Raw genomic sequence first — 14,886 nt, forward strand, 5'->3', positions numbered from 1 at the left:
GCCTGAGCCGCCAACTTATCGAATTCTAAAAGGCACACCCACCCGCCACACCCACCCGGCCCCCGCCCCCCCCCCCCCCCCCCCGAGGCCGCACCCGGTAGGGCGTTCCGTCGCCGGTCCCGCGCCCGAAGTCTGTCGGCGAAATAACCCTCACCACCCCTTTCCAAAAATAAGATGAAGTTATTTTCCATTCCCACGGGCCTCATTTGTCGCCGCATTCCCAATCGCCCACTTTTCCCATGGAATTTCGCCACAGCTCTCGACACCGTTCCGTATCCGTGGGAAAGTCGCGTTGAACCACCTGGTTTTGAGGAGCGCAAGTGCCCGTTTCCAGGAGCTTGATATCGCCCGAAGGGCGCGTCTGGGAGACCGACGAAATCGTGGCCCGCGTATTCGCGGCCACCGAACTTCTCGCACACCGCGGCATCGGACCCGGTTCGCGGGTGATGATGAGCGGGGCCAACTCCCCGGAATGGATCGTCAGCCTGCTCGCCCTCGTCCACCTCGACGCCTCGGTGGTCCTGGCCGATCACCGAGCCGCACCGGCACAGCGGGCGCGGATCCGCGCCCAGGCGCGCGTGATGCTCGACATCGGCGATGGTACGGGCCTCACCGCGGCGCCGCGCCCCGCTCCGGAGCCGGCAGCCGTGCCCGACACCGCGCGCTGGGCCCGGCGCCGGGACGCCGCGATCTCGTGGTCGTCGGGAACGACGGGCACCCCCAAGGGAATCGTCCGTTCCGGCCGTTCGATCCTGGACAACCTCGCGCTCAGCGCGGAACGCATGGGCTACCGGCCCGACGACGTCTTCCTGCCCGTCCTGCCGTACTCCCACCAGTACGGCCTGTCGTTGGTCCTCTGCTGGTGGCTGGGCGGGGGCACGCTCGTGGTCTACGGGCCGACCACCCGCCTGGACCGTGCGCTCGCGGTCGGCTTGGACCACGGCCTCTCCGTCGTCGACGCGGCCCCGTCGACCTATCACGGCCTGCTCAACCTGCTCGACCGCCGCCCCGCCCTCACCGAAGCGCTGCGGACGGTACGCGCCTGGTGCGTGGGCGGCGCACCGCTGGGACGCGACCTGGCGGCCCGGTTCCACGCCCGCACCGGCCGGCACCTGCTCGACGGCTACGGAGCGACCGAGGTGGGGAACATCGCGCTGGCGCCGCCAACCGATCCGGTCGGGTGCGGCACCCCGCTGCCCGGCGTGGTCGTCGAAGTCCACGACGACCACGGCAGATCACTTCCCAGCGGCCGGCTCGGCGAGATCGTCGTCCGCAGTGACGGCCTGATGACCGGTCGACTCGGCGACGACGGTGAGATCGTTCCGCTCCCGGGGACCGTCCACCGCACTGGCGACATCGGCCGGCTCGACACCGCCGGCCGGGTGTTCCCGATCGGGCGCAAGCATGCCGTGCACCGGGACGGCCACACGCTCTATCCCGACCACCTCGCCGAGCGGGCCGGGTCGGCCGGCGCCCACACGGAGGTCGTCGCGATCCCCGACGCGCGTCTGGGCTGTCGCCTGGTGTTCGTGATCGTGGACCCGGACGGTCACGATCCCGCGCACTGGAAACGGCTGCTGCGCCCCGTGCTCGCCCGCTACGAGCAGCCCGATCACATCGTCGTCCTTCCCTCGTTGCCCCTCACCAACACGGGAAAGCCCAATCGGGCCGCTCTGGAGAAGATCGCCATGACCTCGCTGTCCTCATCGCACCGGACGCCCCCCGACGCACCGGCGTCCGCCCCGGCCGCCGGTGCGGCCGATTACCGCATCCCCTTCGCCGACCGCGTCGACGCACTGCGCGCGGTGCGCCGCTACGTGACCGACAACGAGGACGCGGTGCGGGCGGTCCTCAGTGAGATCTCGCCCCACCACACCGCCGGCGCGGAGATCCGTTCGTTCCTCGCCACCCTCGACGGGGCGGAGGAGGAGATCCGTCGCGCCCGGCCCTCCCCCGTGCCCCGGGCAACGGTCTTCATGCCCTCCAACATGCCGCTCTACTCGTACGCGCTCTACATGCTCGTGGCGTCCCTCTACAGCGAGAGAATCACCTTCCGGCCGTCCTCCGAGATCAAAAACCAGACGCGGCGCCTGCACGATCTCCTGGCACCGGTCCACGGCCTTCCCATCGACCTTTTCGAGCACAGTCAGCGCAAATTCGTGACGGGGCCGGTGCGCGAAGCGGACCTCATCGTCTTCACCGGCAACTACACCAATGCCGAGACCGTTCGCGAAGGCCTGGCGGAAGACCAACTCTTCCTCTTCTTCGGTTACGGTGTCAACCCCTTCGTCATCGCGCCCGACGCCGATCTCGCGCGCGCCGTACACGATCTCACGAGGATTCGTCTCCACAATTCGGGCCAGGACTGTTTCGGTCCCGACGTCGTGTTCGCACCCAAGGGACGCACCGAGGAGTTCGTCGGCCTCCTGTCCGCCGGACTGGCCTCCCTGCGGTTCGGACAGAACAGCGACCCATCCGCCGACTACGGTCCGATCTTCTACGACTCGGCACTGGTGAACTGCTCGGACTACCTGGTGCGCCATGCCCGGCGCATCCGGCACGGCGGGCGCATCGACCTGCCGTCCCGCAAGGTCGAACCGACCGTGCTGCTCTGGGGCTTCGACGACAAGATCCCCCTCGACGAGATGTTCGCCCCGGTGTTCAACGTCGTGGCCTACCCCAGTGCGAGGCTGTTGCGGCAACGGCTGTCGAGCCCCTTCTTCAGTGACCGCGCGCTGGGAGCGATGGTCTACGGTACCGATCCGCAGACGGTGGACGTCCTGACCAGGCGTCACCGGACCTGCGTCAACCACACGCTGCTCGACGCCGAGGACGGCAACCGCCCGTTCGGCGGGTTCGGGATACGGGCGAACTACGTCTCCTACGCCGGCGAACGGCAGGCCGAGCCCCTGCTCGTGTCGCAGGCCGTGGCGCAGCACCTCCTGGCAACCGCCGCCCCGGCGGACGGGGAGTGACCGGGATGAGCACACGGTTCGCGGACGCGTGGTCCGCCGTTGTCGACCTGTTGGTGGCGAACGGGGTGGACACCTGCTTCGGGCTCCCCGGTGACGACCTGGAGCTGCTGCGCGCCCTCGACGCCGCCGGCCTGGACCTCGTGCCGTGCCGTGACCAGCGCAACGCGATGTACATGGCGACCGGGTACGCGCTGCAGTCGGGACGGCTCGCCGTCTGCGCGCTGGGCAAGGGACCGGCCGTCACCCACGCGGCCTCGGGGCTGCTGGAGGCGCGCGAATCCGGCGCGCCCGTCCTGGTCCTCGCCGCCGGCGCGCCCGAACGGCGCCGGGGCAGCGGCGGGTTCCAGGAACTCGACCAGGTCGCCGTCACCGCGCCGCTCGTGCGGTGGGCGCACCGGGTGGGCCATCCGGACCGGGTCGTCCCCGCGACCGTCACGGCGCTGACCCGCGCCGTGGGGCCGCCGGCCGGGCCGGTCTACCTGGAGGTGCCCGACGACGTCCGTACGGCGGAGATCGCCGTCCCCGGGCCGCGGCCGACGCTGCCCGAACCGCTGGTCCCCGACTCCGCTCCCGTGACACCGGGCCCGGCACTGGCGGCGCTCCGCGGGAGCCGGCGTCCGGTGGTGCTGGTCGGCGGCGGCATGCGGCACCGTAACGGCGGCGGGGTGGTCGAGCGCTTCGCCGAGCGTCTCGGTGCGGCGATCTTCACCACCGCGTCCGGCCGCGGTGCCGTCGACGAGCACCACCCGCTGTTCTGCGGCGTAGCGGGTCTCTACGCCGCGGCCCCCGCCCGCGAGCTGTGGTCGTCCTGCGACTTGGTGGTGTCGCTCGCCGGGCGACTGGAGGAGACCGTCGTCGACGGCGGAACTCCATGGCCCCCGGTCACGGTGGTGCAGGTCAACGTGGATCCGGGCGGGCTGTCGGCGGAGTTTCCGGGACCCCGTGTCATCGGAGACGCCCGGCACGCCGTGCTCGGCTGGTCGCGGGCGCTGGACGAGGACGGCCGGGCCGGGCGCACCGACGCGGCCCGGGCCTGGACGGACAGGATCGCCAGCACCCGGGCGGCCCTGGCGAGCGAGGTGGAGGCGGAACTGGTCCGTGCGGCAGCGCTGCCGGGGATACGTGTCGCCGAGCTGCTCGCCGCGCTCGACGCCACCGCGCGCGGGCCCCGTGTCCTGGTCCAGGAGAACGGGTTGCAGGACATGTGGTCCTACGGCTTCCCCTTCCGCGTCGGCGGCGGGTCGATCGTACCGTCGGAGCAGACCCCCCTGGGTTTCGGAGCGGCCGCGGCCATCGGGGTCAAGCGGGCAGCCCCGGACCACGAGGTCACCGCGTTCGTCGGGGACGGGGCGTTCCTCGCGGCCCGCGCGGACATCGCCGCCACCGCCACGGCCCACGGCGGAGTGCTGTACGTGGTGCTGTGCAACGGCGGGTACGGCTGGCTGGACGCCCAACGCGCCCGCCTGGGCCTCGACGCCGAACGCCACGCCTTCACCCGCCCGGGCTCGCCGCCACCCGCGGTGGACGGAGCGGACATCCACTGCCGGGTGCTGCGCGACAAGGCCGCGCTGACCGACGAGATCCTTGCCGCGCGACGGTTCTGCTCCCGGGGAGGCACAGCCGTGCTCATGGTGCCGGTCGACCCCGACGACGTTCTCCCTGCCGTCCGCGACGCCGAGGTGGTCCCCCAATGACGGACGCGAGGGAGCGGAGCGACGCCGGGCACGGCCGGTCCCGGCGCCGGGTGGTGGTCACCGGGTACGGGGCGGTGACGCCGCTCGGCCACAGTGCCGACGAGATGTGGACGGCACTGCTCGCCGGGCGCAGTGGCATCGCCACCGTGGACTCGGTTCACGTGCCCGGTCTCGACGTCCGGATCGGCGGGCAGGTCCGCGGCTTCACTCCAGGCCGCTACATGCCGCCGGCGGTCAGCCGCCGCGCCGACCCGTGCGCGCAGTACGCCCTTGCCGCGGCGCTGGAGGCCTGCGGGCACGCCGGACTCGTCGTCGACGAACACCTGGCGCCGCGGGTCGCCGTGATCATCGGCAGTGGCTACGGCCCGGTCGGCTCGATCTACCGCGCCGCGAACACGCTGCGCGACCGGGGGCCACGGGGCATCAGCCCGTTCACCCAGGTCACCACCGCCATGGACAGCGCCGCCTGCGAGATCAGTATGCGGCTGGGCACGCAGGGGCCCAGCCGTGCCCAGAGCACGGCGTGCGCCAGCGGCGCGGACGCGGTGGGCGCGGGGATGCGCATGATCAGCAACGGGGAGGCCGACATCGTCCTCGCCGGCGGCGCCGACGCCTGCGTCACCACCGTCGACCTCGCGGGCAGCGGCAACGCCCGCGCCCTGTCCAGGCGCAACGACGACCCGACCGCGGCATGCCGCCCGTTCGACGCGCACCGCGACGGGTTCGTGATGAGCGAGGGCGCCGCCGTGGTGGTGCTGGAGGCCGCCGAGGTGGCCGCCCGGCGGGGGGCGACCGCGCTGGCCGAACTCGCGGGCTACGGGGCGAGTTCCGACGCCCACCACTGGACCGCCCCGCATCCGGAGGGCCGGGGCGCGTGCCTCGCCGTCGAAGCGGCGCTGCGCGACGCGGGCGTCACGGGGGCGGACGTGGACTACGTCAACGCGCACGGCACCGGAACGCTGCTGAACGACGCCACCGAGGCGGCCGTCCTGCGCAAGGTGCTGGGCGAGCACGTCACCCGGATCCCGGTCAGCTCCACCAAGTCGATGACCGGGCACATGATCGGCGCCGCCGGAGCCGTCGAGCTCGTGGTCTCGATCCAGGTCCTGCGCACGGGTGACGTCCCTCCGACCATCAACTGCGACGAGCCCATCGCCCCGGACATCAACTTCGTGCCGCACCGGGCGCAGCACCATGAGCGCCTGCGGATCGCTCTCAGCAACTCGTTCGGCTTCGGCGGCCACAACGCCGCCCTCGTGGTCCGAGCAGTGTGAGGAGCCGGCCGTGAACCACCGTCCGGAGCCGACTCCGAACCCCGCCGCCGCAGTCACCGCCCCCCGCAGCGGGCCACTCACCTGGGTCCAGCAGTGGCACTGGTTCGAACGCACCGTTCCCCCGTCACGGCGGGTGAACCCGACGCCGCTCGCCGACCACTGCCACGTCCCTCCCCCGGCGACCCTCGCCGACGTCCACGCGGCTCTCACCTGCCTGGCTGCCCTCCACGAGGCACTGCGCACCACTGTCGACCCGCTCCACCCGGTCCAGCACGTCCACCCCCCGGGCTGGGCCCCGCTGCCGGTCGACCACCTCGACGTCCCCGTCGTCGACGCCACCACCCTGGAGGCCGCCACCGCGGCGCTGGCCGCCCGCCCGATCGACCCCGAACGAAACCCGCCCTGGCTCGGCAGGGTGCTGCTCGAAGCGGGGAAGCCGCGCGCGGTCCTGATCGCCGCCCACCACGTGCTGATGGACGGCTGGGGGCTGGCGGTACTGATCGACCAACTGCACGACCGGCTGCGCGGCGCCGGAACACCGGCGCGGGCGTCCGTGCACCCGCTCGACACCCTCGCTGACCAGCCCCCGGGACGCGCCCGCGCGGCGGAACGCGAGTGGCTCAGGCGCCTCGTGGACAACCCGACCGGCGTGCTGGCCCCGTTCGGCGGGACCGACGGCGGGACCGGGCGCCACCGCCTCCAGCACCGCTCGGTGGAGGCTTACCACGACCTCCACCTCATCGCCCGGCGCCACCGGGTCAGCCCTGAGGTCGTCGTGCTCGCGGCGCTGGCCCACGACGTCGCCACCCGCACCGGCGAACACCGCTTCCTCGCGTCCGTGGTGGTGTCCAACCGGGCCCGGGCCGCCCTACGGAACAGCATCGGCGTCCGGGCCCTGACGGTCCCGGTGCAGATCGGCCTCCGTCCGGGGGCGGCGTTCGGCGACGTGGTCGCCTCGGTCGCCGCCGCCTCCGCCGCGGCCTACCGGCACGGTCAGTGGCGCCCCGCGGAACTGGTCGCCGCCCAGTCGCGCACGGACCGCCGCCGCGGTGTCGTGACCGTGCCCGCCATCGAGTACAACTGCTACTCATGGCCGCGCGACTACCTGGTCCCCGGGTACCTGGCTCCCGCACAGGACACTCCGCCTGGCGGATCCGCCGGCTGGATCCGCAGCACGCCCGACGAGCCCTGCGACACGCTCTACGTCGACCTCGGCCTCGACGCGGGGGTCCTCACCCTCGACGTCACCGTCGGAGACCACCTGCTCGACGCCGGTCAGGCCACGGCGTTGCCCGTCCGGCTGTGCGGACTGCTGCGCGCGGTCGCCGGCGGCGCCGAACGTCCGGTTCCCGCGCGCCCGCTCGCGCCGGCCGCCGCCGGATGGTGGCGCGCCCCGCAGGGCTGGGTGCGCCCGGCCGGGGTCGAGGACGTGCTGCGCGGCCATCCCGGGGTGCTGGACGTGACGGTGGTGCCCGGCGGCGAGAAGGCAGGAGAGGACGGCGGACCGCACCTCGTCGCACACGTCCGCGCCACCTCCGGCGTCACCGCGCGCGACCTGCACCGCCACGTCCTGGACCACCTCGACGAGGTGCCCGGCATCCTCGCTCCGGGCCGCTACGTCCTGTCCCCGGTCGACCCGCCCCGCATTTCCACCGCCCTTGCCGCCGCTTCGGACACCACTGCTGCCACCGTCGACACGGGAGCGCCGGGGATCCCGGTGCGCCCGCCCGCCACGGACCCCGAACGGGCTCTGGCCGTAGCTGTGGCCGCCGTCGCGCCCGACGGTTCCCTCGCAGGCCCCGACGCCGTGGACATGAACCGTTGCCTCGCCGACCACGGCATCACCCTGATCGCCGTACCCCCTCTCCTGGCGCTGCTCCACCGGTCCGGCTTCACCGGGATCGCGTCGGACGAGCTGGCCGGACGTGCCTCGCTCGGCCACCTCGCCACAGCCCTGGAGCCCCTGCCACCCCACGCCCCTCGTGGAGGAGAGACCCCGTCATGACCGCTCCCCGCACCGCCGCGTCCACCGCCGACCGCCTGGCCCCGTGGGCCTTCGACGCCTTCGTCGAGGCGAACACCCACGACACGGCGTACCGCCCGCCGGTGGTGGACGGTCCGGTCGGGCCGACCATCGTCCGCAACGGCCGCGAGCTGGTGAACTTCGCCAGCATCAGCTTCCTCGACCTCGGACGCCACCTCCCGGTACGGCGCCACTTCGCGCAGGGGGCGCTCGCCCACGGGCTGAGCACCAGCGGATCCAGGATGACCCAGGGGATCTGCCGCCCGCACCAGGTGCTGGAGGAGACGATCGCCCGCCACACCGGCAAGGAACGGGCCATCAGCTTCGCCACCGGGCTCCTGGCCAACATCGGCTTCGTCCACGCCATGAGCAGTTCCGCGTACTTCGACCCCGGGATCGAGGTGCACAACCACGACACCGTGTTCGTCGTCGACCGCGACGTCCACTGGAGCATCTGGAAGGGCCTCCAGGGGCTCGGCTACGGCCGCAACGTCCACGCGTTCCGGCACAACGACGTCTCCGACCTGGCCCGCGTCCTGGAACGGGTCCGCACCCGCAAGACCGTGGTGATCGCCGAGAGCATCTACTCGGCCGACGGCACCATGGGACCGATCGTGGAGATCCTCGACGCGTGCGACCGGCACGGCGCCGTCAGCATGATCGACGACGCGAACGGCTTCATGGTGTACGGCCCCGAGCACCGCCCCTACGCCCGGGAGGCGGCCGCGATCCGGGAGCGGGCCGACTTCGTCATGGTCTCCCTCTCGAAGGCCATCGGCCTGGAGGGCGGCGCGATCGCCGGGCCGGCCGCGGCCATCGACGCCTTCGAACTGCTCTCCGGCACCTCGATGTTCACCGCCGCCATCCAGCCGCCGACCGCCTACGCGGCCGAGCGCACGATCGGCGTCCTCGCCGACGATCCCCGGATCGTCGACGACTACCTGGCCCACGCCGCCCGCCTCCGCCGGCAGATGCACGAGGCCGGAACCCCGACGACGCCGACCGAGTCGTACATGCTCTCGGTGCCGATCGGGAACGACGCCGCCGCCCTGCAGATGCGGGAGTGGTTCGTCGAGGACGGCTACCTCGTCCCCGTCTTCTCCTACCCGGCCGTCTCCCGCAACCAGGCGCTCCTGCGCCTGTTCCCGCACGCGGGCCACACCGAGGAGCAGATGGACGGCTTCCTGCGCACCCTCGTCACCTACCGGCGGCGCCTCGGGCTCTGACGCGGTCTCCGACGCCCGCCACCCCTGATCGGCGCGCACACCCGACCTCGCCGGCCCGCCGGCCGCGGTGGGGATCCGCGCGGAACACAACCCGGCGGCCGGCTCGCGCCGGCCCCGTCCCAAGAGGGAGGAACCCCTGGTGGACACCACCGACATCCTCAACGCCGTCCTCGCGATCGTCGAGGAGATCCTCGGCATCGACCCCTCCGAGGTCAGTGCCGAGACCTCGTTCACCGACGACCTCGACGTCGACTCCCTGGCGATGGTGGAGATCACCGTGGCGGTCGAGGACAGGTTCGAGCTGAAGATCCCCGACAACCGGACCGCGGAGCTGAGGACCATCGGCGACGTGGTGGGCTACGTCGCCGATCCCCGGTGACCGCGCACCACCCACGACGCGCGCGGTGGGCACCCGGTCGCCGGGGGCCCGATCGGCCGCAGGGCCGTTCCCCGGAGCGGGCACGACTCGTTCTCGGAGGTGTGCCGTGCACGGAACGGATCCCCGGGAGGCAGGGTGGCCATGAGCGTCCTTGACCGCTTCCGGCTGGACGGTCGCGTCGCCGTGGTCACCGGCGCCTCCTCCGGGCTGGGTGTCGCCTTCGCCACCGCGCTGGCCGAGGCCGGCGCCGACGTGGTGCTCGGGGCACGGCGCACCGAGCGGCTGGAGGCCGTGCGCACGGCCGTCGAGGAGCTCGGCCGCCGAGCCGTCGCCGTGCGCACCGACGTCACCGACCCGGAGGACTGCCGCGCGTTGGTCGACGCGGCCGTGCAGGCCTTCGGGCGGGTGGACATCCTGGTCAACAACGCCGGGATCAGCGGTGAACGGCCCGCGACGGACGAGACCCCGGAACAGTTCCGCGAGGTCGTCGACACCAACCTCAACGGCGCCTACTGGACGGCACAGGCCGCCGGCCGGGTGATGCCGCCCGGCAGTGCCATCGTCAACGTGTCGAGCATCCTCGCCCTCGTCACGGGTGGTCTGCCGCAGGCCGCCTACTCGGCGTCGAAGGCCGGACTCCTCGGGCTCACCCGCGATCTCGCCCAGCAGTGGACCCCCGACAGGGGCATCCGCGTGAACGCCCTCGCCCCGGGCCTGTTCACCTCCCCGATGACCGACGGCTACGGCGAGGGCTACCTGGAGGCGATGATGCCGCGGGTGCTCTCGGGCCGCATCGGGCTCCCCGAGGAACTCGCCGCGGCTCTGGTCTTCCTCGTCTCCGACGCGGCGTCCTACATCACCGGCGCCACCCTGACCGTCGACGGAGGCACCCACATCGCCTAGTGACACCCGGCGCGCGACCCGCGAGCCCGAAAGGCCCGGCCCCCGATGACGACCGAACCGACCGCCCGTTCCCTTCCCCGCGAACCGCTCGGCGACTCGCACCTGCGCCGCCTGATCGCGGGCCAGACGCTGGCGGCCGTGGTCGACGCGCTGTTCATCGTGTGGCTCACGCTCTTCGTGCTCGAGCTGGCGGAACCCGGATTCGCCACGGGATTCGTCCTCGTGGCCGTCGCCCTGCCGCGGGTGGTACTGCTGCCTCCCGCGGGTGTGCTCGTCGACCGCCTCGGTCCCGCGCGCGTCGTGGCCGCCGCCGCCTGGTTCAGGGTCGCCGTCCTGCTCGCCCTCGGCGTCCTGGTCGCCACCACGTCTCCGTCGCTGATGACGGTCGCCGTGCTCGGCGGGCTGCTCGGCGCCGCCGACGCCGCGTACTTCCCGGCGGCCTTGGCGCTGCTCCCCGCCATCGTGCCGACCGAGAAGCTCGCCCGGGTCAACGGACTGGTGCAGGGCGCGGAGTCCGCCGGCGACCTGGTCGGGCCCGCGGTGGCCGCCGGCTGCGTCGCCGCCGTCGGCTTCACCGCGACGCTCGGCGGGATCGCGGCGACGGCCGCGTCGGCCGCCGTCGCCCTCGGCACTCTCGCCCGCGCGGTACGGCGTGGCGCGGGCGCCGGGAACGCCCCGGTACCGGACGCTCCCGACGGTGAGCCGCTCAGCAGTGCGCGCGCGCTGCGGGCGGGTTTGGGGTACGCCTGGCGGGAACCCCTGGTGCGCGGGATGCTGGCAGCCGTCGCCCTGATCAACATCGCCGTCGTCGGCCCCGTACTCGTGGGCGGGGCGGTGCTCGCCGACCAACGCCTCGGCGGCGCCGGGGCCCTGGGCGTCGTGCTCTCCGGCTTCGGCGTCGGCTCCCTGGCCGGCTCGGTGGTGGCCGGGTGGCGGCCCCCGGCCAGGCGCGGCCGGACCGTGGTCGGCGGCGTCGCGGCGATCGGCGCGGGCATGGCCGGGCTCTCCGCCGTCACGCATGTCGCCGCCGCGACGGCGGTCCTCTCGCTCATCGGCCTCGGTTCCGGGTTCCTCGGAGTGGTCGTCGTGGCCACCCTGCAGGAACGGGTGCCCGAGCGCCTGCTGGGCCGCGTGCTCAGCCTCGTCGTGCTGGCCACGGTCGCGTTCGACCCGTTCTCCTACGTGGTGGCGGGCGCCCTGCTCCCGTACGGCACGACGGTGCTGTTCCTGTCCTGCGGCGGCGCCGTCCTGGCCGGTGCCGGCCTGGTTGCCATGAGTCCGGCGATCCGCTCTCTGCGGTGAGCCCGCCGCCGTCCCACGCGTTCACGGTCCTGAGGGTCCCGGGTGGGTTTCGCCGTCTACGGGGTGTTCCTCTTCCACGCCTTCCGCACCGCCGTCGCCAGGCCGCCCGTCACACTTCGCCACCGCGGTCCGGACGGCGAGGGCCCGGGCCGGGGAGCCCCCGCCGCGGTGAAGTCGTAGGCGGTCTCGGCGTGCTCGGTCTGGTCGATGCCGTCCACCTCGACCTCTTCGGTGACCCGGAAGCCGATGGTCCTCTGGATCGCCCGGCCGAGCAGCCAGGAGAGCGCGAAGGAGTATCCGGCGACGACCGCGACTCCGACCGCCTGCTTGCCGAGTTGTCCGAACCCGCCCCCGTAGAACAGGCCCTTGGCGTTCTGGGCGACGTTCCCGGTGGCGAGGAAGCCGATCAGCAGCGAGCCGATCGCCCCGCCGACCGCGTGCACGCCGACCACGTCGAGTGAGTCGTCGAAGCCCAGCCGGTACTTCAGGCTGACCGCGGCGGCACAGACCGCGCCCGCGACCAGCCCGATCACGACGGCACCGAGCGTCGAGACCGAACCACAGGCCGGGGTGATGGCAACCAGGCCGGCCACCGCCCCGGAGGCGGCACCCAGCGAGGTGAAGGCACCGTTCCTCGCCCGCACGTACGCCAGCCAACCGAGCATCGCGGCGGCAGCGGCGGTCTGGGTGTTCAGGAACGCCGCACCGGCGATACCGTTCGCGGCCAGCGCCGAGCCCGCGTTGAAGCCGAACCAGCCGAACCAGAGCAACCCGGAGCCGAGCATCACCAGCGGCAGGCTGTGCGGGCGCATCGGGCTCTTACTGAAACCGACGCGCCTGTCAAGCACCAGACAGAGTGCCAGGCCCGCGACCCCGGCGTTGACATGCACCGCGGTGCCGCCGGCGAAGTCGATCACACCCACCCGGTCGACCAACCAGCCGCCGCGCCCGTGGTCGGTGCTGAACACCCAGTGCGCGACCGGGAAGTAGACCAGCGTGCCCCAGAGCGCGACGAACAGTCCCCAGGCCGCGAACCTGGCGCGGTCCGCGATCGCGCCACTGACCAGCGCCGGGGTGATCACCGCGAACATCAGCTGGAACGCGGCGAACACGGTGACCGGGATCGAGCCGTGCAGGTCGTTCAGCCCGATGCCGCGCATCCCCAGGTGGTCGAGGTTGCCGATCAGGCCGTGGAAGGCGTCGGGGCCGAAGCTGAGCGAGTAACCGTAGAGCACCCACAGCACGCTGACGATCGCCAGCACGACGAAGCACATCGACAACATGTTCAGCGTGCTCTTGACCCTGACCATCCCGCCGTAGAAGAACGCCAGCCCAGGGGTCATCAGCATGACCAGGGCCGCACTGACGAGTACGAAAGCGGTGTCACCCGCGCTGAAACCGTCCGGCATCACTGGCAGGCTCAGCCGAGACGGGTGCCGGTGCTCTGGTAGATCGCCGTCTTGCCCGACTCCACCGTGCCGTGCGCCGCACGGACCGAGTCGCGCAGCAGCTCCAGCCGGCGGGGGCCGGAGGCGGCGCCCAGGGCGGCGAGCACGCCGAGCGCGGTGTCGGTCGCCCGGCGCGCGGTCCGCAGGATCGCCGTGCGCTCTTGGTCGTCGTCCTCACCGAGGCTGTGCAGCGCGGCCGCCGCCTCCGCCAGGTGGGTGGTGACGCCGGGGACCGTCGGCGGGTGCGGATGCTGCCGGGTGGCCTGCCCATGCGGCCACAGGTGCCAGTGCATCCGCATCGGCCGAGCATGGTACGCGCACGGACGGTGCGACTGGACAGTCATTGCCAAACTCCTCGGGATCTCCTGGGCGCGGCCCCCTGCCCCATCGGCATGTTAAGGCCCTTCCTCGGCCAACGCCCTCCGAGGAGCCCGCGGCGACAGCACGCGGAGCAGCGCCCATCCGCGCCGGACGGCGCCGCTGCGACTGTTCGTCCGCCAGCCGATGACCCGCTCCAGTCCGGGCGGCTGGGACGTGGTGCAGGCCGTGGTGGACCTGGCCGTCGATCCCGGGGTGGCCGGCGGCCCTGCCCATCCCGATCAACAGATCGCCCTCGCGCCGCGTGCGTGGCGGGCGCCGCCGGGACCAGCCGAAGGCCCGCGCGCCGGCAGCGAGGCACTCGGCGAGCGGTGGTCGGTGAACGGCACGCCGGTAACCTGGTTGTGGTCGACGATGTTGCGCAGGAACGGCCAGGCGACCGGCAGTGCGCCGAGAGCCTACTCGTGTCGGTTCCTCACTTGCAGCGGTTCTCGGGGACGGGCGCGGGCGGCGGACGGTCGCTCCCCGCCCGCGCGCGTCGGACGGTCCCGGCTCGAAAGGCGTTCCGTCAGTGCTCGGCGGCCTGTCGGATGAAGTCGGCCACCGCGTCCGGCCTGGAGACGTAGACGGCGTGACTGCCGGGCACCTCGGAGGTGCGGGCGCCGGCCCGCTCGGCCATGGCGCGCTGGGCGGGCGGCGGGATCATGCGGTCGTCGGCCGCCACCAGGTACCAACTGGGCTTGGTGCGCCAGGCGGGCTGGGAGACGGCGCCGGCGAGGGCGTCGACGCCCCAGGGGACCTGGGAGTCGGCCATGAAGGCGGCCAGCTCGGCGGGAACGTCGGCGGCGAAGGAGGCGGCGAACTCCTCCCGGTCCAGGAACAGGAAGCCGTCCCGGGGCGGCAGGATCGGCGGCACCGGGGCGCCCGGCGCCGGGTCGGAGATCAGGGTGTTCACCGACTCGCTCTTGTCGGGGGCGAACGCCGCGATGTAGACGAGGTCCGTCACCTTCGGGTGATTGCCGGCCTCGGTGATCACCGCACCGCCGTAGGAGTGGCCGACCAGGACGGCCGGTCCGTCCAGTGTGTCGAGCACCCGGCGGGTGGCGGCGACGTCGTCCTCCAGCGACAGCGTGGGGTTCTGCACGACGCTCACCCGGAACCCGGCTCCGGTCAGCCGCTCGTACACGCCCTGCCATCCGGAGCCGTCCACGAAGCCTCCGTGGACGAGGACGACGTTCTCGCGGCGTTCCTGCTCACTCATCGGTTCTCCCTTTTCCCTTTGCCCGAAATGCTTTCCCGTACCCTGAAAATGACTGGGCGTCAGGACATGGTAGGAGTGGCCCC

The 14,886-nt window shown here is 72.7% G+C and carries 11 protein-coding genes; 8 read left to right on the top strand and 3 right to left on the bottom strand.

The annotated features are described in order from the left end of the window. Positions 1-320 precede the first annotated feature (320 nt). The 8 genes from ACFVUY_RS36925 to ACFVUY_RS36960 all read left to right on the top strand — a co-directional run bounded on the left by ACFVUY_RS36925 (position 321) and on the right by ACFVUY_RS36960 (position 11,776). Positions 321-2,975 (top strand): aldehyde dehydrogenase family protein, encoded by a 2,655-nt coding sequence (locus ACFVUY_RS36925; protein ID WP_387736524.1) that lies wholly within the window; start codon positions 321-323, stop codon positions 2,973-2,975. A gap of 5 nt (positions 2,976-2,980) precedes the next feature. After that, complete coding sequence (locus ACFVUY_RS36930) at positions 2,981-4,669, top strand: thiamine pyrophosphate-binding protein (RefSeq protein ID WP_387736525.1); 1,689 nt, start codon at positions 2,981-2,983, stop codon at positions 4,667-4,669. Further along, positions 4,666-5,943: a beta-ketoacyl-ACP synthase II gene (fabF, locus tag ACFVUY_RS36935; RefSeq protein WP_387736526.1), complete on the top strand. Its 1,278-nt coding sequence runs from the start codon at positions 4,666-4,668 to the stop codon at positions 5,941-5,943. Before ACFVUY_RS36930 ends, fabF begins: the two co-directional genes overlap by 4 nt. A gap of 10 nt (positions 5,944-5,953) precedes the next feature. After that, positions 5,954-7,948: a condensation domain-containing protein gene (locus ACFVUY_RS36940; protein ID WP_387736527.1), complete on the top strand. Its 1,995-nt coding sequence runs from the start codon at positions 5,954-5,956 to the stop codon at positions 7,946-7,948. Continuing rightward, positions 7,945-9,192, top strand: coding sequence for an aminotransferase class I/II-fold pyridoxal phosphate-dependent enzyme (locus ACFVUY_RS36945; RefSeq protein ID WP_387736528.1), 1,248 nt, complete (start codon positions 7,945-7,947; stop codon positions 9,190-9,192). Before ACFVUY_RS36940 ends, ACFVUY_RS36945 begins: the two co-directional genes overlap by 4 nt. Before the next feature lie 136 nt (positions 9,193-9,328). Beyond that, positions 9,329-9,571 carry an acyl carrier protein gene (locus ACFVUY_RS36950; RefSeq protein ID WP_387736603.1) on the top strand — a complete coding sequence of 81 codons (243 nt, stop codon included), beginning with the start codon at positions 9,329-9,331 and terminating at the stop codon, positions 9,569-9,571. Positions 9,572-9,712: 141 nt separating this feature from the next. Continuing rightward, on the top strand, positions 9,713-10,474 hold the full coding sequence (locus ACFVUY_RS36955) for an SDR family NAD(P)-dependent oxidoreductase (RefSeq protein WP_387736529.1): 762 nt from the start codon (positions 9,713-9,715) through the stop codon (positions 10,472-10,474). 45 nt (positions 10,475-10,519) lie between these two features. Continuing rightward, complete coding sequence (locus ACFVUY_RS36960; protein ID WP_387736530.1) at positions 10,520-11,776, top strand: MFS transporter; 1,257 nt, start codon at positions 10,520-10,522, stop codon at positions 11,774-11,776. Between the two features lie 56 nt (positions 11,777-11,832). Here the strand turns inward: ACFVUY_RS36960 and ACFVUY_RS36965 are convergent, their stop codons facing one another. The 3 genes from ACFVUY_RS36965 to ACFVUY_RS36975 all read right to left on the bottom strand — a co-directional run bounded on the left by ACFVUY_RS36965 (position 11,833) and on the right by ACFVUY_RS36975 (position 14,803). Continuing rightward, positions 11,833-13,185 carry an ammonium transporter gene (locus tag ACFVUY_RS36965; protein WP_387736531.1) on the bottom strand — a complete coding sequence of 451 codons (1,353 nt, stop codon included), beginning with the start codon at positions 13,183-13,185 and terminating at the stop codon, positions 11,833-11,835. An 11-nt stretch (positions 13,186-13,196) separates the two neighbouring features. Then, a complete protein-coding gene (locus ACFVUY_RS36970; protein WP_387736532.1) occupies positions 13,197-13,523 on the bottom strand; it encodes a hypothetical protein in 327 nt (108 codons plus the stop codon). Positions 13,524-14,110: 587 nt separating this feature from the next. Continuing rightward, positions 14,111-14,803 (bottom strand): alpha/beta fold hydrolase, encoded by a 693-nt coding sequence (locus ACFVUY_RS36975; RefSeq protein ID WP_387736533.1) that lies wholly within the window; start codon positions 14,801-14,803, stop codon positions 14,111-14,113. Positions 14,804-14,886: the final 83 nt, after the last annotated feature.

It is taken from the genome of Kitasatospora sp. NPDC058063, assembly GCF_042885395.1.
Classification (GTDB): domain Bacteria; phylum Actinomycetota; class Actinomycetes; order Streptomycetales; family Streptomycetaceae; genus Kitasatospora; species Kitasatospora lactacystinica.